This window comes from Achromobacter sp. MFA1 R4, assembly GCF_900156745.1.
Taxonomy (GTDB): domain Bacteria; phylum Pseudomonadota; class Gammaproteobacteria; order Burkholderiales; family Burkholderiaceae_B; genus Achromobacter.
In genome coordinates, this window is sequence record NZ_LT707065.1 from 5,388,579 (window position 1) to 5,411,197 (window position 22,619).

Annotated in this window: 22 protein-coding genes; 9 read left to right on the forward strand and 13 right to left on the reverse strand. The window is 66.9% G+C overall.

Translation table 11 applies throughout. The features are described from left to right. Positions 1-36 precede the first annotated feature (36 nt). Together BXA00_RS24645 and BXA00_RS24650 are read right to left on the reverse strand one after the other, a co-directional pair. Positions 37-423 carry a Rid family detoxifying hydrolase gene (locus BXA00_RS24645; protein ID WP_076521003.1) on the reverse strand — a complete coding sequence of 129 codons (387 nt, stop codon included), beginning with the start codon at positions 421-423 and terminating at the stop codon, positions 37-39. Between the two features lie 96 nt (positions 424-519). Then, complete coding sequence (locus BXA00_RS24650) at positions 520-1,446, reverse strand: LysR family transcriptional regulator (RefSeq protein ID WP_076521004.1); 927 nt, start codon at positions 1,444-1,446, stop codon at positions 520-522. A 95-nt stretch (positions 1,447-1,541) separates the two neighbouring features. On the opposite strand from BXA00_RS24650, the gene BXA00_RS24655 reads away from it, so the two are divergent. From BXA00_RS24655 to BXA00_RS24665, 3 genes are read left to right on the forward strand one after another with little or no spacing between them, the layout of a single operon-like run. Next, a complete protein-coding gene (locus tag BXA00_RS24655) occupies positions 1,542-2,900 on the forward strand; it encodes an acyclic terpene utilization AtuA family protein (protein WP_076521005.1) in 1,359 nt (452 codons plus the stop codon). Then, complete coding sequence (locus BXA00_RS24660; protein ID WP_076521006.1) at positions 2,897-3,280, forward strand: hypothetical protein; 384 nt, start codon at positions 2,897-2,899, stop codon at positions 3,278-3,280. The genes BXA00_RS24655 and BXA00_RS24660 overlap by 4 nt, the downstream gene beginning before the upstream one ends. A 37-nt stretch (positions 3,281-3,317) precedes the next feature. Beyond that, on the forward strand, positions 3,318-4,280 hold the full coding sequence (locus BXA00_RS24665) for a tripartite tricarboxylate transporter substrate binding protein (RefSeq protein ID WP_076521007.1): 963 nt from the start codon (positions 3,318-3,320) through the stop codon (positions 4,278-4,280). Positions 4,281-4,429: 149 nt separating this feature from the next. Here BXA00_RS24665 and BXA00_RS24670 read toward each other — a convergent pair whose 3' ends face one another. After that, positions 4,430-5,206, reverse strand: coding sequence for a ferredoxin--NADP reductase (locus BXA00_RS24670; protein WP_076521008.1), 777 nt, complete (start codon positions 5,204-5,206; stop codon positions 4,430-4,432). 360 nt (positions 5,207-5,566) lie between these two features. On the opposite strand from BXA00_RS24670, the gene BXA00_RS24675 reads away from it, so the two are divergent. The 5 genes from BXA00_RS24675 (at position 5,567) to BXA00_RS24695 (ending at position 10,743) form a co-directional block, all read left to right on the forward strand. Further along, positions 5,567-6,610, forward strand: a complete 1,044-nt coding sequence (locus BXA00_RS24675) for a Fe(3+) ABC transporter substrate-binding protein (RefSeq protein WP_076521009.1) — start codon at positions 5,567-5,569, stop codon at positions 6,608-6,610. 145 nt (positions 6,611-6,755) lie between these two features. After that, entirely contained in the window at positions 6,756-8,426 is a 1,671-nt protein-coding gene (locus tag BXA00_RS24680) for an iron ABC transporter permease (protein ID WP_076521010.1), read from the forward strand. A gap of 5 nt (positions 8,427-8,431) precedes the next feature. Continuing rightward, positions 8,432-9,208 (forward strand): ABC transporter ATP-binding protein, encoded by a 777-nt coding sequence (locus BXA00_RS24685; RefSeq protein ID WP_076522110.1) that lies wholly within the window; start codon positions 8,432-8,434, stop codon positions 9,206-9,208. A 260-nt stretch (positions 9,209-9,468) separates the two neighbouring features. Further along, positions 9,469-10,200: an SDR family NAD(P)-dependent oxidoreductase gene (locus BXA00_RS24690; protein ID WP_076521011.1), complete on the forward strand. Its 732-nt coding sequence runs from the start codon at positions 9,469-9,471 to the stop codon at positions 10,198-10,200. A gap of 78 nt (positions 10,201-10,278) precedes the next feature. Further along, on the forward strand, positions 10,279-10,743 hold the full coding sequence (locus BXA00_RS24695) for a RidA family protein (protein ID WP_076521012.1): 465 nt from the start codon (positions 10,279-10,281) through the stop codon (positions 10,741-10,743). 6 nt (positions 10,744-10,749) lie between these two features. Here the strand turns inward: BXA00_RS24695 and BXA00_RS24700 are convergent, their stop codons facing one another. The 5 genes from BXA00_RS24700 to BXA00_RS24720 form a co-directional block, all read right to left on the reverse strand. Then, the gene (locus tag BXA00_RS24700; protein ID WP_076521013.1) at positions 10,750-11,655 is read right to left on the reverse strand and encodes a LysR family transcriptional regulator; all 906 of its coding nucleotides are present in this window, start codon (positions 11,653-11,655) and stop codon (positions 10,750-10,752) included. A gap of 39 nt (positions 11,656-11,694) precedes the next feature. Next, on the reverse strand, positions 11,695-12,567 hold the full coding sequence (locus BXA00_RS24705; RefSeq protein WP_076521014.1) for an alpha/beta fold hydrolase: 873 nt from the start codon (positions 12,565-12,567) through the stop codon (positions 11,695-11,697). A gap of 194 nt (positions 12,568-12,761) precedes the next feature. Then, on the reverse strand, positions 12,762-13,382 hold the full coding sequence (locus BXA00_RS24710; protein WP_083714335.1) for an ABATE domain-containing protein: 621 nt from the start codon (positions 13,380-13,382) through the stop codon (positions 12,762-12,764). A 78-nt stretch (positions 13,383-13,460) separates the two neighbouring features. Then, on the reverse strand, positions 13,461-14,366 hold the full coding sequence (locus BXA00_RS24715; RefSeq protein WP_076521015.1) for a pirin family protein: 906 nt from the start codon (positions 14,364-14,366) through the stop codon (positions 13,461-13,463). A 102-nt stretch (positions 14,367-14,468) separates the two neighbouring features. Continuing rightward, the gene (locus tag BXA00_RS24720) at positions 14,469-15,167 is read right to left on the reverse strand and encodes a pirin family protein (RefSeq protein WP_076521016.1); all 699 of its coding nucleotides are present in this window, start codon (positions 15,165-15,167) and stop codon (positions 14,469-14,471) included. Between the two features lie 181 nt (positions 15,168-15,348). On the opposite strand from BXA00_RS24720, the gene BXA00_RS24725 reads away from it, so the two are divergent. Then, positions 15,349-16,260: a LysR family transcriptional regulator gene (locus BXA00_RS24725; RefSeq protein WP_076521017.1), complete on the forward strand. Its 912-nt coding sequence runs from the start codon at positions 15,349-15,351 to the stop codon at positions 16,258-16,260. A 60-nt stretch (positions 16,261-16,320) separates the two neighbouring features. Here the strand turns inward: BXA00_RS24725 and ntrC are convergent, their stop codons facing one another. The 5 genes from ntrC to rdgB all read right to left on the reverse strand — a co-directional run bounded on the left by ntrC (position 16,321) and on the right by rdgB (position 22,551). Beyond that, entirely contained in the window at positions 16,321-17,826 is a 1,506-nt protein-coding gene (ntrC, locus tag BXA00_RS24730) for a nitrogen regulation protein NR(I) (RefSeq protein ID WP_076521018.1), read from the reverse strand. Then, positions 17,826-18,890 (reverse strand): nitrogen regulation protein NR(II), encoded by a 1,065-nt coding sequence (gene glnL / locus BXA00_RS24735; RefSeq protein WP_076521019.1) that lies wholly within the window; start codon positions 18,888-18,890, stop codon positions 17,826-17,828. Before glnL ends, ntrC begins: the two co-directional genes overlap by 1 nt. 186 nt (positions 18,891-19,076) lie before the next feature. Next, complete coding sequence (gene glnA / locus BXA00_RS24740) at positions 19,077-20,489, reverse strand: type I glutamate--ammonia ligase (protein ID WP_076521020.1); 1,413 nt, start codon at positions 20,487-20,489, stop codon at positions 19,077-19,079. A gap of 184 nt (positions 20,490-20,673) precedes the next feature. Next, positions 20,674-21,894, reverse strand: coding sequence for a radical SAM family heme chaperone HemW (gene hemW / locus BXA00_RS24745; RefSeq protein ID WP_076521021.1), 1,221 nt, complete (start codon positions 21,892-21,894; stop codon positions 20,674-20,676). A 33-nt stretch (positions 21,895-21,927) separates the two neighbouring features. After that, positions 21,928-22,551, reverse strand: a complete 624-nt coding sequence (rdgB, locus tag BXA00_RS24750; RefSeq protein ID WP_076521022.1) for an RdgB/HAM1 family non-canonical purine NTP pyrophosphatase — start codon at positions 22,549-22,551, stop codon at positions 21,928-21,930. Positions 22,552-22,619 lie beyond the last annotated feature (68 nt).

The window sequence follows — 22,619 nt, forward strand, 5'->3', positions numbered from 1 at the left end:
GGAACGAACCCCTGGAATGAAACGTCCGGGCGCGTCTTACAGGACCATGATGGCTTCGACTTCGAACTGCGCGCCCTTGGGCAGGCTGGCCACGCCGATGGTGGAGCGCGCCGGGAACGGCTGAGGGATGATCTCGGCCATGATGGCGTTGGCCGCCGTGAACTTGCCCAGGTCGGTCAAAAACAGCGTGAGCTTGACCACGTTGTCCAGCGTACCGCCTGCTGCCTTGATGACCTCCTGCATGTTGGCGAAAGCCTGACGCACCTGGGCGTCGAAGTTTTCGGATACCAGGTCGCCGGTGCCCGGCTCCAGGCCGATCTGGCCCGAGAGATAGACGGTCTTGGTGCCGCTGACGGCAACCGCTTGCGAGTAAGGGCCGACGGCAGCGGGCGCGGCGTCGGTATGAATGATTTGCTTGCTCATGGGCGGAATCCTTCTGGTGACGGATAGAAGCTACAACTATCGGAGTTTAATCAGCAATAGACGTTTGCGAAAGTGGCGGTTCGCCGTATAGATGGGTTAGGACGGGTCGTGCGCCACGGGCCGATGGCCCGCGCCGCCGATGTCCCCCCGGTGCGCGATCAGCAGGTCGGCGAGCGCCTGCGCCGCCACGGACAGGCTGCGGCCCTTGCGCCGCACGAGGTACAGGGGCCGGGTCAGCGCGCGCCCCGCCAGCGGCACGACGCGCAGGTCGTCGCTGCGGAAATGGAACAGCGTCATGGCGGGCACGACCGATACGCCCAGGCCGGCGCGCACCAATCCCGTGACCGTGGCCAGGTGTTCCACCTCGAAGACCGGCAGCGGGGCCTCGGCGCCCAGCGCTTCGTCCAGATGTTTGCGCACACTGCTGCCGCGCGCAAGCTGGATCAGGGGATGGCGCAGGACGTCGCGCAGCCGCACCCGGGGTTGTTGCGCCAGGGGATGGTCCGCGCGGCAGACCAGGAAATAGCGGTCGGCGTGCAGGAATTCGCTGTCCAGGTCCGTCATATCAGGGCGGCGCGAGGCCACGGCAAAATCGACCACCCCGTTTTGCACCATGTCCAGGCAGGGATCGAGCAAGGCATCGCGCAGGTCCAGCACGATGCCCGGATGCGCCTGCTTGAAGCGCGCCAGCAGGGTCGGCAGCCAGCCGGCCGCCAGCGAGGGCAGCGCGGCCAGTGTCACCCTGCCCCGGCGGCGGTCGGCCAGGTCGCGCAGGTCGCCCATGGCCAGGTCCATGTCCGCAAGCAGGCGGCGCGCCGAAGCGTCCAGCACCCGTCCTTCGGCGGTCAGTTCGACGTGGCGCGTGCTGCGGTCGAACAGCCGCAGGCCGGCGCTGTCTTCGAGCGATCGGATCAGCGCGCTGAACGCCGGTTGGGTCAGGTGGCAGCGCTGCGCGGCGCGGGTGAAGTGCTTTTCATCGGCAAGCGCCACGAAGGCACGCAATTGGCGGGAGGATAGATTCATGGATTTCTTGGATTAATCGATCCGATTTTTCTATTTTACGGATGATCGCGGCTTGCCTATAGTGGTTCCAACCCTGAACGCCTCTGGACCCGCTCATGTCTCAACCTCCCCTGCTCATAGGCTGCGCCTCCGGGTTCTCCGGCGACCGCAGCGACGGCGCCGCTGCCGTGGTCCGCACCCTTGCCGCTCGCGGCGGCGGCACCCTGATTTTCGAGACGCTGGCCGAGCGGACGCTGGCGCTGGCGCAACTGGCGCGCAATGACGATCCCAACCGCGGCTATGAGCCGCTGCTGGACGAGCTGGTCGGCCCGATACTGGCCGATTGCCTGCGCCATGGCATCAACATCGTCAGCAATTTCGGGGCGGCCAATCCGCCCGCCGCCGCAAGACGCATCGCCGAACTGGCGCGCGAACAGGGGCTGCCCGTCCCGCGCATCGCGGTCGTGCATGGCGACGCGCTCAATGGGCCCGAACATCGCGCCCTTCTCAAAGCGCGCCTGGGCGCCGCGCTGGACGGCCTGGACATCGTGAGCGCCACCGCCTATCTGGGCGCCGCGGAAATTGCGCAGGCCTTGTCCGCCGGCGCGCAGATCGTGGTGGCGGGGCGCGTGGCCGACCCGTCGCTGACCCTGGGACCGGCGCTGGCCCATTTTGGCTGGGATCCCGCCGACTGGCCGCGGCTGGGGCGCGCCACCATGGCGGGCCACATGCTCGAATGCGGCCTGCAGGTCACCGGGGGCTATTTCTGCGTGCCGGGGCTCAAGGAGGTGCCGGACGTGCACGCCGCGGGCTTTCCGATCGCGGAGATCCAGGCCGATGGCGAGTTCGTCATCGGCAAGGCCGAGGGCACGGGCGGCGCCGTCGACGCGCGCACTGTCAAGGAGCAACTGCTGTACGAAGTCCATGATCCTGCGCGCTATCTGACGCCGGACGTGGTGGCCGACCTGAGCCAGGCGCGCGTGGTCGAGCTGGGCGGCAACCGCGTCGCGGTCCACGGCATCACGGGCCATGCGCGGCCCGACGAACTGAAGGTCAATGTCTGCTATCGCGGCGGGTGGCTGGCCGAAGCCGAGATCTCGTACGCGGGCGTGCAGGCCGAGGCCCGCGCCCGCCTCGCCGCCGACATCGTGCAAAAGCGCCTGGGCGGCGATTACAAGTTGCGCGCCGACCTGATCGGCGCCATCAGCATCCTGGGCGACGACGCGGGCGCGATGCGGCGCGCAACGCCCGACAGCCACGCCCGCGACGTGCGGCTGCGGCTGGCGACGGAAAACGCCGACCGCGCCCAGGCCGAGCGCGTGCTGCGCGAAGTGACCGCGCTCTATACCTGCGGTCCGGCCGGCGGCGGCGGCGTGCGCACCGCCTTGCGCCCGCGCCTGAACATGATGTCCTGCACCATTCCCCGCGAGGCCGTCCGCAGCGGCTGGAATTTCCTGGAGGAAATCGCGCCATGACCCAGACTTTGCTCGCTGTGCCGTTGTACCGGTTGGCCCATGGCCGCTCCGGCGACAAGGGCGACATTTCGAACCTGAGCCTGATCGCCTGGGACGCCGAATGCTATGACGTGCTGGCCGAACAGGTGACCGAATCGCGCGTGGCGCAATGGTTTGCCTATCGCCATCCGAAGCGGGTCACCCGCTACGCCTTGCCGACGCTGAACGCCATGAATTTCGTGCTGGAGGGCGTCCTGGACGGCGGCGTCAACGATGCCTTGAATCTCGACACGCACGGCAAGAGCCTGTCTTTCAGATTGCTGGACATGACGGTGGAGGTCAGCCCCGAGCTGGCGAGCCGGCTGCCAGACATACCCGGCGACCGCCCCGCGGCCGCCTGACTGCAGTTCCGATAAGAAAACACCACAGGAGACACACATGCGCATTGCTACCAAGGGCCGGCTGGCCCTGCTGCTGGCCGCCGCCCTGCCCCTTTCGGCCATGGCGCAATTCCCCGCCAAGCCCATCACCTTCATCGTGCCGTTCGCGGCAGGCAGCGCCACCGACCAGATCGGTCGGGCGGTCGGCCAGGGCGTCACGGACCAGACCGGCCAGGCCGTCGTCATCGAGAACAAGCCCGGGGCCAGCGCCATGATCGGCGCCGCGGCGGGCGCGCGCGCCACGCCGGACGGCTATACGGTGCTGATCACCACCAACACCACGCACGCCGCCAACGAACATCTCTACAAATCGCTGACCTACGATCCGGTCAAGGACTTTGCCCCGCTCACGCTGCTGGGCAAGGGCGGCCAGATCATGGTGGTCAATCCCAGTTCGTCCGCCAAGACGGTGGGCGAGTTCCTGGCCCTGGCCAAGCAGTCGCCGGGCAAGCTGAGCTTTGGCAGCGGCAGTTCCAGCAGCCGCATCGCGGGTGAGCTGCTGCAGCAGATGGCGAATGTGCAGTTGTTGCACGTGCCCTACAAGAGCAACCCGCTGGCCGTCACGGACCTGCTGGGCGGGCAGATCGACATGATGATCACCGATTCGGCCACCGGCCTGCCCCAGGTCAAGTCCGGCAAGCTGCGCGCGCTGGGCGTGACGGGCCAGGCACGCTCGCCGCTGGCGCCGGACGTGCCAACCATCGCCGAAGCCGGCGTGCCCGGCTACGAGATGGGCTATTGGTTCGCGGCCTATGCGCCGGCCGGCACGCCGCCGGATGTGGTCAAGCGCCTGAACGAATTGCTGGTCAACGCCACCAAGGGCAAGGCCGCCCAACAGTTCTACGCCCAGACCGGCACCGAGGCCGCCACGTCGACGCCGGACGAGTTGGCGAAGTTCCAACAGGCCGAATCCAGAAAGTGGGGCGACATCATCAAGAAGGCCGGCATCAAGCCGGAATGAACCCCGCCCCGTGCGCCATCGGCGCACAAGGCAAAAGACAGATGGCAAAAGGCCCATCGCGATTGCGATGGGCCTTTTTTTCTGCTGTCGTTGCGGCTGACGTTGCGAGTGTCGTCGGGACGTTGTCCGCCCGACGTAGCCGCAGCGAGTTATTTGTCCACGAAGGCGCGTTCGACGACGTAATCGCCCGGCTGACCCACGCCCGGCGACACCACGAAGCCGCGGCTGTCGAGCATGGCGCTGATGTCGGCCAGCATATGCGGGCTGCCGCAGATCATGGCGCGATCGGTTTCGGGGTTGATCTGCGGAATGCCGATATCGGCGCACAGCTTGCCGTTTTCGAGCAGTTCGGTGATTCGGCCCTGGTTGCGGAAGGGCTCGCGCGTGACCGTGGGGTAATAGACCAGCTTGTCGCGCACGACGTCGCCGAAGAACTCGTTGTTCGGCAGCTCGTTTTCGATGTAGTTGGCGTAGGCCAGCTCGCTGACCCAGCGCACGCCGTGCACCAGGATGACCTTGTCGAAGCGTTCGTAGACGTCCGGGTCCTTGATGATGCTCATGAAGGGCGCGAGACCCGTGCCGGTACCGAACAGGAACAGGTGCTTGCCGGGCTTGAGGTCGTCGACGACCAGCGTACCCACGGGCTTGCGGCTGACGAGGATGGTATCGCCTTCTTTCAGGTGCTGCAGGCGCGAGGTCAGCGGACCGTTCTGCACCTTGATGCTGAGGAATTCAAGGTTTTCTTCGTAGTTGGCGCTGGCGATGCTGTAGGCCCGCAGCAGCGGCTTGCCTTCGACTTCGAGGCCGATCATCACGAAGTGGCCATTGTGGAACCGCAAGGCCGCGTCACGCGTCGTGGTGAAGGAGAACAGGGTGTCGTTCCAGTGGTGCACGCTAAGTACGCGCTCAGTATTGAAAGCAGCCATGTCGTATTCAGTAAGTGCGGACAGTGGACGGGCGTGGCCCGGCTGGCGCCGCGAGGTCATTTCCCAGCCGCGAAAAAGGATGCGGCGGGCATTAGGGTTGACCCTATTCTACAGGGTCTCGATGATAACTGCTCTCATTATTCCGTAATACCCTTATTCCATCTTGATAGGAATCAAGGTCCTGAATCATCGGCTTACGGACAGTTGAACGGCGCATTGCTTCCTGTTATCGTCGCACTCTCACTTGATAATCATTTTCGTTAGCAGACCGTTTTTGGCAACGGCGACGGGCAACCGATTCAGCCTTCCGCCTTGCGCCCCCTGAGCCATCTTCGATTCAGCCTGAGCTGGAGTTCCTTCATGACCAAGCGTCCCCAATTGAATTCGCTGCTGCGCGCCCTGGCGCTCGCCGGCGCCGCCGCCTTCACCGTTTCGGCCAACGCCGCGGAAGAAGTCAGCCTCTACACCACCCGGGAACCCAAGCTGATCCAGCCGCTGCTGGACGCCTTCACCAAGGAAAGCGGCATCAAGGTCAACACCGTTTTCGTGAAGGACGGCCTGCTGGAGCGCGTCAAGGCTGAAGGCGCCAAGTCGCCCGCCGACGTGCTGATGACCGTGGACATCGGCAACCTGCTCGACCTCGTGGACGGCGGCGTCACGCAATCGGTCAAGTCGCAGACGCTGGAATCGGTCATCCCCGCCAACCTGCGCGGCGCCGACGGCAAGTGGTACGCGCTGTCGCTGCGCGACCGCGTGCTGTACGTGGAAAAGGACCTCAAGCTGGAGTCCTTCCGCTACGAAGACCTGGCCGATCCCAAATGGAAGGGCAAAGTCTGCATCCGTTCGGGCCAGCATCCCTACAACACCGCGCTGGTCGCCTCGATGATCGCGCACGACGGCGCCGAAGCCACCGAGAAATGGCTGCGCGGCGTCAAGGCCAACCTGGCCCGCAAGGCCGCCGGCGGCGACCGCGACGTGGCGCGCGACATCCTGGGCGGCATCTGCGACATCGGCCTGGCCAATGCCTACTACGTCGGCCACATGAAGAACGCCGAACCGGGCACCGACGCACGCAAGTGGGGCGACGCCATCAAGGTCATCCGCCCGACCTTCGCCAACGCCAAGAGAGGCGGCACGCACGTGAACATCAGCGGCGCGGCCGTGGCGGCGCATGCGCCCAACAAGGCCAACGCGGTCAAGCTGCTGGACTTCCTGGTGTCCGAGCCGGCGCAGGCCCTGTATGCGCAGGCCAACTATGAATACCCCGTCCGCAAGGGCGTGAAGCTGGATCCGGTCGTCGCAAGCTTCGGCGAACTGAAGGTCGATCCCCTGCCCCTGACCGAGATCGCCAAGCACCGCAAGCAAGCCAGCGAACTGGTGGACAAGGTCGGCTTCGACAACTGATAAGCTGCCGGGCAGCCATGCCCGCGGGCATGGCGCAACCCTGCGGCAGTGACACGCAAGCGCCCCGGCAGCGGGGCCACGCGTAGGGCCTGTTCCCGCTTTTCGGGGGAACAGGCCTTGCCTTTGATGCAACCGACTTTGAAGCATGCATACAGATTCCTTGCCCCGGCCGCTGCGGCTGCGCTGGTCTGAACGCGGAACCGGCTGGCTGGCCGGCGCGGCCCTGATCGCGCTGGCGGTGCTTGCGCCGGTATTGACGCTGGGCTGGTGGGCGCTGGGCGGCAGCCTGGAACACTGGCAGCACCTGGCGAGCTACGTGCTGCCCCAAGCCCTGGCGAATACCGCCCTGCTGCTTGCCGGCGTCGGCATCGTGGTGACGCTGTTGGGCACCGGCGCCGCGTGGCTGGTCACGGCGTACGACTTTCCCACGCGCCGGGTCCTCACCTGGGCCCTGCTGCTGCCGCTGGCGGTGCCCACCTACATCATCGCCTTCGCCTACCTGGACCTGCTGCATCCCATCGGCCCCATCCAGTCCGCGATCCGCGCGCTGCTGGGCTATGACAGCCCCCGCCAGTTCCGCCTGCCCGACCTGCGCTCGATCTACGGCGCGATCTTCGTGCTGGGCTTCGTGCTGTATCCCTATGTCTACCTGAGCACCCGCGTCATGTTCATGACGCAGGCGGCCAGTCTGCTCGAAGCGGCGCGCACGCTGGGCGCGGGCCGCGTCGCGGTGTTCTGCCGCGTCGCCCTGCCCCTGGCGCGGCCGGCGATCGTGGTCGGCGTGAGCCTGGCGCTGCTGGAGACGCTGAACGACATCGGCGCGTCCGAGTTCCTGGGCGTGCAAACGCTGACCGTCTCCGTCTACACCACCTGGGTCACGCGATCCGACCTGGCGGGCGCGGCGCAGATCGCGCTGACCATGCTGGCCATCGTCATCGGACTGATCCTGCTGGAACGCCATGGGCGCAAGCGGCAGCGCTATGCCAACACGCAGCGCATGCGGCCGATGCAGCCGCGCCGGCTGCACGGCGCGTCCGCCGCGGTCGCGGCCGTGCTGGGCTGGATTCCGGTGCTGCTGGGGTTCGCCGCGCCCGCGCTGTATCTCGTCGTGGAAACCTACAAGCGCCTGCACCTGGTGGGCGGCGTGTCCGACCAGTTGATCCGCGGCCTGAGCAACACTGTGATCGTCGCCTCCAGCGCCACGGTCGTGACCTTGCTGTGCGGCCTGATCGTCGCCTGGGCCGGCCGCAGCCTGCGCGAAAGCGCCAGCTTCAATCCGGGGCGCGCCTGCGCGCGCATCGCCAGCCTGGGCTACGCTGTGCCCGGCACGGTCCTGGCCATTGGCCTGTTGACGCCGTTCGTGTGGATCGACACCGCGGTCGCGCGCCTCTTCGGCGGCACCGGCCTGTTCCTGATGGGTTCCATGGGCGCGCTTGTGTGCGCGTATGCGATCCGCTTCCTGGCCATTTCGACCGGCGCGCTCGAAGCGGGGCTGGCGCGCATTCCGCCTTCGCTGGAGCAGGCTTCCCGCCTGCTGGGCGAAACCTCGGCCGGCACGTTGCGGCGAGTCCACTTGCCGCTGCTGCGTCCCGCGCTGGCCGCCAGCGCGCTGCTGGTGTTCGTCGATGCCATGAAGGAACTGCCCGCGACCCTGCTGCTGCGCCCCATGAACTTCGACACGCTCGCCACCTGGCTCTACGCGGAAGCCGCGCGCGGCACGTATGAGGAAGGCGCCGTGGCGGCCCTGGCCATCGTGCTGGCCGGTCTGTTGCCGGTCATCCTGCTGGCGCGCACCAATCTGAAAATGGGACATTGATCATCGTGCCCGATCTGCTTGAAATCGACCACATCTCCCTGGCCTACGACACGCCCGCCGGCCTGAAGCCGATCGTCCAGGACCTGTCGCTCGGCCTGCCCGCCGGCCACATCGGCTGCCTGCTGGGCGAATCGGGCTGCGGCAAGACCACGGTGCTGCGCGCGATCGCCGGCTTCGAGCCGGTGCGCGCGGGCCGCATCCTGCTGGACGGCGTCGTCATCTCTTCTCCCACCGAACAGGTCGCGCCGGAGCTGCGCCGCGTGGGCATGATGTTCCAGGACTATGCCTTGTTCCCGCACCTCACCGTCGCGCAGAACGTGGCGTTCGGACTGCGCAAGCTGCCGCGTCCCGATCGCGCGCGCCGCGTCGAGGAAATGCTGGAGCTGGTCGGCCTGGCGCATGCCGCGAACAGCTATCCGCACGAGATCTCCGGCGGCCAGCAGCAACGCGTGGCGTTGGCCCGGGCGCTGGCGCCCTCGCCCGACCTGCTGCTGCTGGACGAACCGTTTTCCAACCTGGACGTGGACACGCGCGAGCGCCTGGCCTTCGAGGTGCGCGAAATCCTGAAGACCACCGGCCACACCGCGATCCTGGTGACGCACAACCAGGCCGAGGCCTTCGCCATCGCCGACCGCATCGGCATCATGGCCAAGGGCCGCATCGCGCAGTGGGATACGCCCTACAACCTGCACCATCATCCGGCCGATGCCTTCGTGCGCGACTTCATCCGTCGCGAGGCGCTGGAAGAGCAGCGGGAACAGGCGCTGGCGCGCGGCCGCTAGCCGCGCCATTGGCGCACCCAGTTGCGGGGCCCTCGGCCATGCAGCGGCTCGGGCCCTGCCCGCGCATCCATCCGCCGGCGCCCTGACCTGTTGCGGCCAGGGCTTGAAGCCTCGACCAGCGCCGGCGGTCGCCGCTTGTTCCGTCAGGTATCAATTCATGTTCCGGCGCGGGCGTTTATCGCCGGCGCGCGCGCTCCTATAGTTCGTCTCACTGTCTGAGCGCGCAGGCACCCTTCACATGCCAGAACCGGAGTATTGAAATGTCCAACAAGACTGTAGTGATCACGGGCGCGTCCAGCGGGATCGGATTCGCCCTGGCGCAGGCCTACCTGCGCCGAGGCGACAACGTGGTGGGCAACGCCCGCAGCCAGGAAGGGCTCGCCGCGGCGGCCGACCGCCTGGGCAATCCCGCGGGCTTTCTTCCCGTCGCCGGCGACATCGCGCTCGCCAGCACCGCCCGCGAGATCGTGGCTCAGGCCATCGCGCGCTTTGGCCGGATCGATGTGCTGATCAACAACGCCGGCATCTTCATCCCCAAGCCCTTGGGCGAGTACACCGACGACGACCTGGACCGCATCATCGACACCAACCTGAAGGGCTTTTTCCATATCACCCAACAGGCGGCGGGCCACATGGCCGCGAACCGCGACGGCCACATCGTGAACATCACGGCCAGCATTGCCCTGCAGCCCAGCATGCGCGTGCCGGCGTTGCTGCCGGTGCTGATCAAGGGCGGCCTGAATCATGCGACGCGGGCGCTGGCAATCGAACTGTCGGACCGGAACATCCGCGTCAATGCGGTAGCGCCCGGCATCATCGAGACGCCGATGCACGATCCCGCCACGTTCGGCTTCCTGAACTCGCTGCAGCCCGCGGGCCGCATGGGCAAGGTGGACGACATCGTCGGGGCGGTCTTATACCTGACGGATTCGGCCTACACCACGGGCGCCATCCTGCCCGTGGACGGCGGCGCCGCAGCCGGCCACTGGTAAACAAGAACCCATCACGAACCCGTCACGAACCACTACAGCGGAACGCCTTCCCGGCGTTCCGCGCACCGGGATACCGCCATGTCCATTGAAGCCAGATTGGCCGAACTCGGCCTCAGCCTTCCTCCCGCGCCCCAGCCGCTGGGCCAATACACCGCCGCCAGCCAGGCGGGCGATCTGCTGTTCATCTCGGGGCAATTGCCGCTGCGCGACGGCCGCGTCGTGTGGCAGGGGCAAGTCGGCGCGGCCCTCACCGTCGACCAGGGCCGGCAAGCCGCGGAACTGGCGGCGCTGAATGCGCTGGCGCAGATACGCCAGCACGCCGGCAGTTTCGACCGGCTCGACCACATCGTCCGGGTGGAGGGCTACGTCGCCAGCGCGCCGGGGTTCTTCGACCAGCCCGCGGTGCTCGACGGCGCGTCCGGGCTCTTTGCGCGTGTCCTGGGCGACAAGGCCGGCCATGCGCGTACCGCCAATTCGGTTTCTCAGCAGCCTGCCAATGCGTCGGTCATCCTGGTGGTGATCGCGCAATTGACGCGCGCCTGAGCGCGCTCAGCGCGCCAGCCTGTCGACCAGGAAGTCGACGAACGCCCGCACCCGGCGCGACACATGCCGGGCATGCGGGTACAGCAACACGAAGGGCCGGGTGCTGCCGCCATGGCGCTGCAGCACCTCGGTCAACCGGTTTGCGCGCAGGTCTTCCTCGACCACGAAACGGTAGGTCTGGAACAGCCCTGCCCCCGCCCGGGCCAGGGACACGCCGCCCAGTACGTCCTCGGCGGTGCTGTAAGGGCCTTCGGTCAGGATGTCGGCGGATTCGCCGTCGCGTTGAAACGTCCACGGTATGCGGCGCCCGCTGCTGGGCCGGTCGAACTGGATGCAGTCGTGCCCGCCCAGGTCGTCCAGCGACTGGGGCGTGCCGCGCCTGCGCAGGTAGTCGGGCGCGCCGACGACCATCAGCTCCGCGTCTTCCAGCTTGCGCGCGATGAGCGTGGAGTCGTCGGGCGCACGGCCGCGCACCGACAGGTCATAACCGTCGTCGGCGAAATCGACATTGCGATTGCTGATGTGGACGTGGACGTCGACGTTGGGATACTGGTCGCGAAACGCCGGCAGCAGCGGCAGCACGCGGTAATGCGCATAAGGCGTGGGCAGGCTGATGCGCAACCGTCCGGCCGCGCCCTGCCCGCCCACCTGGCGCTCCGCGTCGACCAGTTGCGCGATCGCGGGACGCACCTGTTCGAAATACGCCAGCCCTTCGTCGCTCAGGCGGATGTGCCGGGTGCTGCGCACGAAGAGCCGTATGCCCAGCCGCGCCTCCAGCCGCGACACGCTGCGGCTGACGGCCGCGGGCGTGACCCCGGCGGCATTGGCCGCCGCGGTGAAGCTGCTCAGTTCCGCGGCCAGGCAGAACATCTCGATGCTGCCCAATTGCAGGTCGTCGAAGTGGCGGGTCATGCGGACTCCTGCAAATAGGCGGGCAGCGTTCCCTGCGGGTCACCCCAGCAGCACGTCGATGATGCGCTGGCCGATGTACTGGCCGTGAGTTTCCAGCGCGAAGTGACCCGTGTCCAGCAGTTCGACGACGGCATCCGGATTGTCGCGGCGGTACGCCTCGGCGCCAGGCGGGATGAAGAACGGATCGTTGCGGCCCCAGATCGCCAGCGTCGGCAGGCGCGATTGGCGGAAGAACGCCTGGAACGCCGGATACCGCTTCAGATTGTTCGCATAGTCCAGGAAGAGATCGAGCTGGATGTCCTTGTTGCCGGGACGTTCCAGCAAAGCCGCGTCCAGGGTGTAGCCCTCCGGGGCGACGCTGTCGGGGTCGGCCACGCCGTGCACGTACTGCCACTTCGTGCCTTCCAGATGCAGGATGGCGTCGTGGATGGTCTGGCGATTTTCGGGCGACGGGTCCTCCCAATAGGCGCGGATCGGCGCCCAGGCGTCGCCCAGGCCATCGAGATAGGCATTGCCGTTCTGGGACACCAGCCCCGTCACCCGCTCGGGGTGCGCGAGCGCCAGGCGCAGGCCGGTCGGCGCGCCGTAATCGAAGAAGTACATGGCGTACCGGGTCAGGCCGAGTTCGTCGACAAAGGCTTCCAGCGACTTGGCCAGGTTGTCGAACGTGTAGCGGTAGTCGCGTTCGGCTGGCACGTCGGTGAAACCGAAGCCCGGCAGGTCGGGCGCGATGACGCGAAAGCGGCTGGCCAGTTGGGGGATCACATTGCGGAACTGGTGCGACGAGCTGGGAAATCCGTGCAGCAGCAGGAGAACGGGCGCTTGCGGGTCGCCGGCTTCGCGGTAGAAGAATCGCAGGCCGTCGGCGTGTGCGTGGCGGTAATGGACGGTGGGGGTGGCTTGGGCGGTCATGTCGGGCTCCAGCAGGGGGGATAGGGGAAATCGGACTGTGTCGACGCGTCAGAACACAGTCTACGCGCCCTGCGTAACCTGTCAAGAGTAGTTTTAACGGTTACGCAATCGCCAACTAGCCGATTCCCCTGGCATGGGCCCCGCGCATGAAAAAACCCGGCAGGCGTGCCGGGCTTCGTATCTACCCCTACCGATCAGCGAGGCTTGGCGGTCGCGTCGGCCGCCTCGCGCTGCCGGAATGCCGCCACCTTGTGCCGGTTGCCGCACAAGGCCATGCTGCACCAGCGCCGCTTGTGCGAACGCGTGCGGTCGTAGAACCAGAGCGAGCACGCCTCGCTTTCGCATTTGCGCACCAACCCGAAATCGCCGTGAACCAGCAGGTCGGCGGCCGCCTCGGCGACGGGCAGCAACCATTGGGCTGGGGTCTTGGACGGGTAACGGCGCGCCAGCGACAGGCCGGCGCCCTGCGTCTCGGACAACTCCAGGTGGCTTCCCCCGGCCGCCAGCGCGCGGTTGAGTTCAGAAAGCGCGAGCGGCGCGCCCGATTTGCGTTGCACCACCAGTTCGCGAACCGTTTCGCGCAGGCTGCGGGCGATTTCCAGCAAGCCGGCCGGCGCGGCGCCCTGCCCGGCGGCCAGGCCGGACAGCGCAAGCCACGCCGACACGTCCGCGTCGGATTGCCAGCGGTCCAGCGGACCGGCGCCGCCTTGTTCGACGGTATTGATCATGTCCAGGGCAACGTGGTCGCCCAGTTGCCTGAATTCGGGTGCGTGGGCTTCGGATGAGTGGACTGCGGGTGCGTGCGCGGCGTTCATGGTGACCTCCGAGGACAGTGTAACCCTCAAAAAAACATATTAAAAGTTACATCGTCACCGGAGCGAGTGTCATGTCCGTCAGACGCGCGGTTCCGGCAGCGGGATGTATTCGGTCTCGTCGCCCGGCACGACCTGGTCAAAGCGCGAGCGCTGCCAGTCCTGCTTGGCCTGCTCAATGCGGTCCTTGCTGCTGGAAACGAAGTTCCACCACACGAAGCGCGGCCCATCCAGCGGTTCGCCGCCCAGCACGGCAAAGCGCGCAGCCGTCTTGGCGCGGATCTGCACGGGCTTGCCCGGCGCAAACACCACGAGGCGGCCGCTTTCGTAGACCTGGCCCTCGATCTCGACGGTGCCTTGCGCCAAATACGCGGCACGCTCTTCATGTTCGGCCGGCAGCACGGTGGTGGCCCCGGCCTGCAGTTGCAGATCGCCATAGAACAGGGGCGACAGGGTCTTGACCGACGAGGTCTGTCCGAACAGCGAGCCCGCCACGACCTGGGCGCGCACGCCCTCGCCTTCGACGACCGGCTGGGCATCCAGACCGTAGTGGGTGAAACCGGGGTCCGTTTCTTCATGGGCCTTGGGCAGGCCGACCCAGATCTGCAGGCCACAGAGCCGCTGCGGCGCAAGACGGCTCTCCGGGGAGGAACGCTCGGAATGCACGATCCCGCGGCCCGCGGTCATCCAGTTCACCTCGCCGGGCAGGATGGTCTGGGTATGGCCCGCGCCATCGCGGTGCACCATGGAGCCTTCGTACAGATAGGTGACGGTGGACAGGCCGATGTGCGGGTGCGGCCGCACGTCGATGCCGCTGCCGACGTCGAAATCGGCCGGACCCATATGGTCCAGGAAGACGAACGGGCCGACGCTGCGGCGCTGCGCGGACGGGATGGCGCGGCGGACAGAAAACCCGCCCAGGTCGCTGGTGCGCGGCACCACGATGGTTTCGATCTGGCTTTCGCCGGCTTGGGACAAGGTCGACATGGTGCAATGCTCCGCATGAATTGGCCTGGGGCCATCTTAATGGCCTTGCGGCCGATACAGGGTGAAACCGGGCGGATTACGACATCCGCCCGGCGTTTGGCCTCAGGCCAGGTCGAACACCAGCACTTCGGCGTTCTTGCCGCCCGACAGCTCGACGCTGCTGTCGCCGGTGATGGCCACGGCATCGCCGGCGGCCAGCTCGACGCCGTTGACGGTCAGGCTGCCGCGGGCCACATGGACCCAGGCGCGGCGCCCGGCAGCCAGCGTCAGCGCGGCCGACTCGTCACCGTCGAACAGGCCCGCATACAGCCGGGCATCCTGATGGATCTTCATCGACCCGTCGGCGCCGTCGCCCGTCACCAGGGCTTGCAGGCGGCCGCGCTTTTGCGCGTCGCTGAACGCGCGCTCTTCGTACTCGGGCGCAATCCCGGTCACGTCCGGCTCGATCCAGATCTGCAGCATGTGCGTTTCGGCGTCCGGCAGCGGGTTGAACTCGGAGTGCATGACGCCACGGCCGGCGCTCATGCGCTGGACGTTGCCCGGGCGGATGGTGGAGCCGCTGCCCATGCTGTCCTTGTGGGCGATGGCGCCGTCGAGCACGTAGGTGATGATCTCCATGTCCCGGTGGCCGTGGGTCCCGAAGCCGCGGCCCGCCGCGATGCGGTCATCGTTGATCACGCGCAGCGCGCCGAAGCCCATGTGAGCCGGGTCGTAGTAGTTGGCAAACGAGAAAGTGTGGAACGAATCGAGCCATCCATGGTTGGCGTGACCCCGTTCGGTAGCGCGGCGGATCGTAAGCATGTTGAACTCCTGTTTCAATAATATGAATGATTAGGGCTGCATCTCGTCTGGCTCTTTGCCGTTCCGTTTGGCTGCAACCCCGGCATGAGTGATATTCTGCGCGTGCTCCGGGCTGCGTTTGGCGCTATATTTTGATGACTTCGTTCAAATTATTTGAACGCTGATTTCCGGCGCGATTTCCATGCAACCGATTACCCCCGAACTCCTCATCCTGGTCGACGCCATCGCGCGCCACGGCAGCTTCGCCAAGGCGGCGCGCGAACTGGGCAAGGTGCCCTCCGCCGTCACCTATTCCATCCGCAAGCTGGAGGACGGCCTGGACGTGCTGCTGTTCGACCGCTCGGGACACCGGGCGCTGCTGACGCCAGCGGGCGAGGCGCTGCTCAAGGACGGACGGCACCTGCTGCAGTCGTTGGACGAGCTGGCCAGCCGCGTCAAGCGCATCGCCACGGGCTGGGAAGTGCAATTGCGCATCGCCGTCAGCGCGGTGCTGCCGTGGCGGCCCATCTATGACCTGATCGACGAATTCCATGCGGTGGGCAGCGCCACGACGCTGCGCTTTTCCACCGAAGTGCTTAGCGGAAACTGGGATGCGCTGACGTCGGGCCGCGCCGACCTGGTCATCGGCGCGGGCGCGGCGGGCGAACCCACCGGGCCGTATCGCACGCAGGCCATCGGCGTGATGCAGTTCGGCTTCTGCGTGGCGGCGAACCATCCGCTGGCGTCGCTGCCCCAGCCGCTCAGTCGCGCCGACATCACGCGCTATTGCGCCGTGGTGATCGCCGATACCTCGCGCAACCTGCCGGTGCAGTCGCGGGGCATCCTGTCGGAACAACCGACGCTGGTGATGCCGTCGATGCAGGCCAAGATCGAGGCGCAGGTGCGCGGCCTGGGCTGCGGCTACCTGCCGCTGACGCTGGCGGCGCCTTACCTGGCGCAGGGACTGCTCGTGGTGTGCGAAACGGATGAAGGCATGTCCCTGACGGAACACGTCGCGTATGCCTGGCGGGCGGAGCCGCCGGGCGAAGCGATGAAGTGGTGGCTGCAGAAGCTGAAATCACCGCGCCTGTGCGAGAGCCTGCTGGGTCTGTAGGCCGGCGGGCAGGCGGGCGGGAATGCGCGGCGCGGGCCCGCGAGCCCGGCGCCGGGACGGTTACTCGTCCTCGATTCCCAACTCGCGCAGCTTGCGCGTGATGGTATTGCGGCCGATGCCCAGGCGCGACGCGGCTTCCACGCGCCGGCCGCGGCTGGCGTCCAGCGCGCTTTGCAGCAGGATCTTCTCGAATTGGCGCGTCAGCGTGGCCATCACCGCGGGCTCGCCGCGTTCCAGCCGGTACTGCGCATCGCGCAACAAGGAGTCCTGCCAGTTGCGGGGTGCGCCGTCGTCCGCGCTGGCGGCGGCCGGCACCCCCGCCGGAACGACCGTGCCCACCCCTGCCATCGGCACGGCCGGCCGCAGCGGCGCGGCGCCCGCGGGCGGCTGGTGTTCCATCGCCCGGATCTCGGGCGGCAGGTCGATGCGGTCCACCGTCTGGCCGGGCGCCATCACCGTCAGCCAGTGGCAGAAGTTCTCGAGCTGACGCACGTTGCCCGGAAAGTCGAACTTGGTCAGCACGGCCAGCGCCTCGGGCGTGAGGCGCTTGACCGGCACGCCCAGCGTGCGCGCGCTGGCTGTCAGGAAATGCTGCGCCAACGCCGGAATGTCCTCGACCCGCTCGCGCAGCGGCGGCAGGCGCAGCCGGATCACATTCAAGCGATGGAACAGGTCTTCGCGGAACAGGCCCTGTTCGACCCGCTGTTCCAGCGGCTGGTGGGTGGCCGCCACGATGCGCACGTCCACGCGCACGGGCTGCGCGCCGCCGACGCGGTAAAAGCTGCCCTCGGCCAGCACGCGCAGCAGGCGCGTCTGCAACTCGATCGGCATGTCGCCGATTTCGTCCAGGAACAAGGTGCCGCCATGCGCCTCTTCGAAGCGGCCGCGGCGCAGGTTGTTGGCGCCGGTGAACGCGCCGCGTTCATGGCCGAAGAGTTCGGCTTCCAGCAGATCGCGCGGAATGGCCGCGGCGTTCAGCGCCACGAAGGGGCCGTTGGCGCGCACGCCGTGGCCGTGCAGCGCCCGGGCGACCAGTTCCTTGCCGGTGCCGGACTCGCCGGTGATCAGCACGGTGACCTTGGATTGCGCCAGGCGCCCGATGGCGCGGAAGACTTCCTGCATCGCGGTGGATGACGACTGCGTCATCATCCAGCGCTCATTGTTTTGCCCTGCCTCGCCCTGCCCTTCGGGCGCTTCCGGCTGCGCGGACTCCTGCATGGCGCGCTGGATCAGCGCGACGGCTTCGTTCACGTCGAAGGGCTTGGCCAGGTAGTCGAACGCGCCGCCCTGGAAGGCGGACACGGTGCTGTCCAGGTCAGCAAAGGCGGTCATCACGATGACCGGCAAGCCCGGATGGCGCTCCTTCAGTTGGCGCAACAGCTCCAGGCCGTTGCCGCCAGGCATGCGGATATCGGACACCAGCGCGACGGGCGTTTCGCGTGAAAGCGCCTCCAGCACGTCGGCCGACTGGGAAAAACTGCGGGTGGGGACGCCAGCGCGGGCCAGGGCCTTTTCGAGGACCCAGCGGATGGCCTGGTCGTCGTCGACGATCCATACGGGTTTCATCAGTTTGCGGGCTCCATCGGGAGGACCAGGCGAAACTCGGTGCGCCCCGGTCGGGATTCAAATTCGATGATGCCGCCGTGCTGCTGCACGAAATCCTGCGCCAGGCTCAGGCCCAGGCCGGTACCACCTGCCCTGGCCGTGACCAGCGGATGGAAAATGCGGTCGCGGATGTGGTCCGGCACGCCCGGACCGTTGTCGATGATGGACAGCACCAGCGCCAGGCGGTGCTGCCGGTGCGCCAGCATGACCTGGCGCGCGACGCGCGTGCGCAAGGTGACCACGCCGGGCTCGGTCTGCGGGCCTTGCGGGCGCGCCACCAGTTCCTGCGCGGCGTTGCGCGCCACGTTGAGCACGGCCTGCATCAGGCGGGCGGCGTCGCCCTTCAGGTCGGGCACCGAGGCGTCGTAATCGCGCTGGATCGTGACGTCGTTGCGGAACTCGGCCTGGATGAGCGCGCAGACGCGCTCGCAGATTTCATGGATGTTCACCGGCCGCGCGTTCAGCGGCACACGTTGCGGACCGCTCAGGCGGTCCACCAGCGCCTGCAGGCGGTCGGCTTCGGAAATGATGACCTGGGTGTATTCGGCCAGGGCCGCGCTGGGCAGCTCGGCTTCCAGCAGTTGCGCGGCGCCGCGCAGGCCGCCCAGGGGATTTTTGACTTCATGCGCCAGATTGCGCAGCAATTCGCGGTGGGCTTCGATCTCGTCCACCAGCCGGTGGTTGCGATCGGCCAGGACGCGCTGCTCGATTTCGCGCGTCTCGATCAGCACCGGCCAACGCTGGCCGGTCAGGCCGACGGTCGTCACGGCGACTTCCACGGATTCGGCGGCGCGGCGCAGCGAGGCCAGTTGCCTCACGTCCGCGTACCGGCCGCCCGCGGCGCGGTCGATCGATGACTGGATATTCTCTGGATTGTCGAACAGGGTGGCGGCGGACTGCCCGCCCAGTTGCTTGCGCGAGCGGCCGAAAAGGTCCTCGGCGGCTGCGTTGGCGTATTCGATGTGGCCGCGCTCGTTGACCAGGAAAACTGACGTGGCTAGCAGATCGAGAGCTTCTACATTCATTTTCAACGTACCCGAATGGACAGGGGAAAGCGGAACGCGTCCGCGACGGGGGCGCCGGCCCGGCGCCCTGCCCGCCGGCGCGGGCCGGGCAGGCAGTTCGTCGGACGGCGACCTGGTGGTGCGCATGGTGTGGGCCCTGGTTTCTGCCTACATCATCGCGCTCCCCCCAGCCACGGCCTCAATGCATCAGAGGCTGTAGTACATGTCGAATTCGACCGGGTGCGTCGTCATGCGCAGACGCGTCACATCGGCCATCTTCAGGTCGATGTAGGCGTTGATCATGTCGTTGCTGAACACGCCGCCACGGGTCAGGAACTCGCGGTCCTTGTCCAGGGCTTCCAGCGCTTCTTCCAGCGAGGCGCAAACGGTCGGGATCTTCGCGTCTTCTTCCGGCGGCAGGTCGTACAGGTTCTTGTCGGCCGGATCGCCGGGGTGGATCTTGTTCTGGATGCCGTCCAGGCCGGCCATCATCAGGGCCGAGAAAGCCAGGTACGGGTTGGCCAGGGGATCCGGGAAGCGCGTTTCGATACGACGGCCCTTCGGGTTGCCCACGTAGGGGATGCGGATCGAGGCCGAACGGTTGCGGGCCGAGTAGGCCAGCTTGACGGGCGCTTCGAAGTGCGGGACCAGGCGCTTGTACGAGTTCGTGCCGGGGTTGGTGATGGCGTTCAGGGCACGCGCGTGCTTGATGATGCCGCCGATGTAGTACAGGGCGAATTCGGACAGGCCGGCGTAGCCGTTGCCCGCGAACAGGTTCTGGCCGTCCTTCCAGATGGACTGGTGGACGTGCATGCCGGAGCCGTTGTCGCCGACGACGGGCTTGGGCATGAACGTGGCGGTCTTGCCGTAGGCGTGGGCCACGTTGTGCACGATGTACTTGACGATCTGCGTCCAGTCGGCGCGCTGGACCAGCGTGCTGAACTTGGTGCCGATTTCGAGCTGGCCGGGGGCAGCCACTTCGTGGTGGTGCACTTCAACCGGCACGCCCATCTGTTCCATCAGCAGGCACATTTCCGAGCGCATGTCCTGGAACGAATCGACCGGCGGGACGGGGAAGTAGCCGCCCTTCACGCCCGGACGATGGCCGGTGTTGCCGCCTTCGAATTCCAGGCCGGTGGACCACGGGGCTTCTTCGGACTTGATCTTGACGAACGTGCCCGACATGTCGGTGTTCCAGGTCACGCCGTCGAACACGAAGAACTCGGGTTCCGGACCGAAGTAGGCGGTGTCGCCCAGGCCGGAGGACTTCAGGTAGGCTTCGGCGCGCTTGGCCAGCGAACGCGGGTCGCGGTCATAGCCCTTCAGGTCCGACGGTTCGACCACGTCGCACGACAGGATCAGGGTCGGCTCTTCGCGGAACGGATCCAGGTTCGCGGTGGAGCAGTCGGGGATGAGGAGCATGTCGGAGGCTTCGATGCCCTTCCAGCCCGGGATCGACGAACCGTCGAAAGCCTGCCCGCTTTCCAGCTTGTCTTCATCGATAGCAGTGGTGGGCACGGAAACGTGGTGCTCACGGCCAACCGTATCGGTAAAGCGGAAATCCACGAATTTCACTTCGTTATCGGCGATCTGTTTCAGGACGTCTTTCGGGCTTGCCATGTCATCTCCATTAGATAAAAGGGTCGAGGGCTTTGCCCGTCGACTGGCATAAAAGTAGGAAGCAATATGCGTGCCAGGTTTTACCCCCGGTATTCCCGGAGGGAGGCGGTGCGGGTTTGGGGAAATGTAGCACCATCGTGGTGCAAAAGATGGGGCACGATCGCCCCATCCTGGTGCTTGCACCTTACAGGAACATTTCCTGCAGGTCATTGAGGAATCGCCAGCCCAAGGGCGTGGCCCGCAGGCGGGTGGGATCGGCGTCCAGCAGGCCCCGTTTCGAGGCTGCCTCCAATTGGTGCGCGATGACGGCAAGCGACAAGCCGGTGCGTTCATGGAAGGCGGTGGCCGCCACGCCCTCTTTCAGGCGCAGCGCATTGAGCATGAATTCGAACGGCAGCTCGTCCGGCCCGACCTGGTGGCTTTCGGCCAGATGGCTGCCGTCGCGCGCCATGGCTGCCTGCATCCAGGAGTCCGGACTGCGCAGCCGGGCCTCGCGCACGATGCGGTCGTGAAACGACAGCTTGCCGTGCGCGCCGGGACCGATGCCCAGGTAGTCGCCGAATTCCCAGTAATTCATGTTGTGCCGGCAACGCCCGCCCGGCTTGGCGTAAGCCGACACCTCATAGCGCGCCAGCCCCGCCGCGGCCAGATCGGCTTCCACCGCGTCCTGCATGGCGGCGCTGGTGTCGTCGTCGGGCAGGTCTTCGGGCGGGAACTTCGCGAAGACCGTATTGGGCTCCATGGTCAGGTGATACAGCGACAGATGCTCGGTGCCGAAGGCAATGGCCTGCCGTAGATCGGTTCTACAGGCGTCCAGCGTCTGGCCGGGCAAAGCGAACATCATGTCCAGGTTGACCCGCGGCGCGGCGCGCTGGGCCATGTCGATCGCGGCGCGGGCCTGGGCGGCGTCATGGATGCGGCCCAGCTTCTTGAGCTGCGCGTCGTCAAAGCTCTGGATGCCCAGCGAAAACCGGGTGACGCCGCTGGCCGCGTAGTCCCGGAAGCGGTCCGCCTCGGCCGTGCCGGGGTTGGCCTCCATCGTGATCTCGGCGTCCGGCCACAGATTCAAATAGGCCCGAAGCATGGCCAGCAGTTCGTCCAGCCCGGCGGCGGACAGCAGGCTGGGCGTGCCGCCGCCGATGAAGACGGAAATCACCTGGCGGCCCCAGATCGACGGCAACGACTGCTCCAGGTCGCTGCGCAGGGCATCCAGATAAGCGCGTTCCGGGATTTCGCCCGGCGCGGCGTGTGAATTGAAGTCGCAATAAGGACACTTGCGCACGCACCAGGGCACGTGGACGTAGACCGACAGCGGCGGCAGGCTGGTCAGCGTGGCGCCCGCGGGCACGACCAGTCGCGACGCGGGTGCGCCCATGTCATTGCGGATGGGTATGGTGATGGACATGCAAAATTCCTGGCGCCCCGGGGGGCGCCTTGGTCAGGCCTGGCTCAGCTTGCTGAGCAGCTCGCGCAGCGCCCGGGCGCGGTGGCTGACCCGGTTCTTTTCGTCGGGATCCAGCGACGCGGCGGTCAGCGCCATGTCGGGCAGGTAGAAATGCGGATCGTAGCCAAAGCCGTTGGCGCCTTCGGGCACGTCGATGATCTCGCCGTGCCACAGGCCTTCGCCGATGATCGGGCGCGGATCGTTTTCGGATCGCACCAGGGCCAGAACGGCCACGTACCAGGCGCTGCGGTCGGCCACGTCCGCCAGGTTGCGCACCAGCAGCGCGTTGTTGGCCGCATCGGACTTTTCTCCGCCGTGCATCTTGGCATAGCGCGCCGAATAGACGCCGGGCGCGCCGTCCAACGCAGCCACGCACAGGCCGGAGTCATCGGCCAGCGCCGGCAGCCCGGTGAGGCGGCTGGCGTGGCGCGCCTTGGCCAACGCGTTCTCGACGAACGTGACGTGCGGCTCTTCGGCTTCAGGCACGCCCAGGTCGCCTTGCGGAACCAGTTCAATGCCCAGGGGCGCGAACAAGGCGGAAAACTCGCGCAGCTTGCCGGCATTGTTGGACGCCAGGACGACGCGGCGCAGGGTATCGGGAATCTTGGGGGAAGTCATAGCGCGGATTGTATAGGCCCCGGCCCCCTGCGGGCGCGCATCCCACGATGCAGGCGCGGGTACCGCCG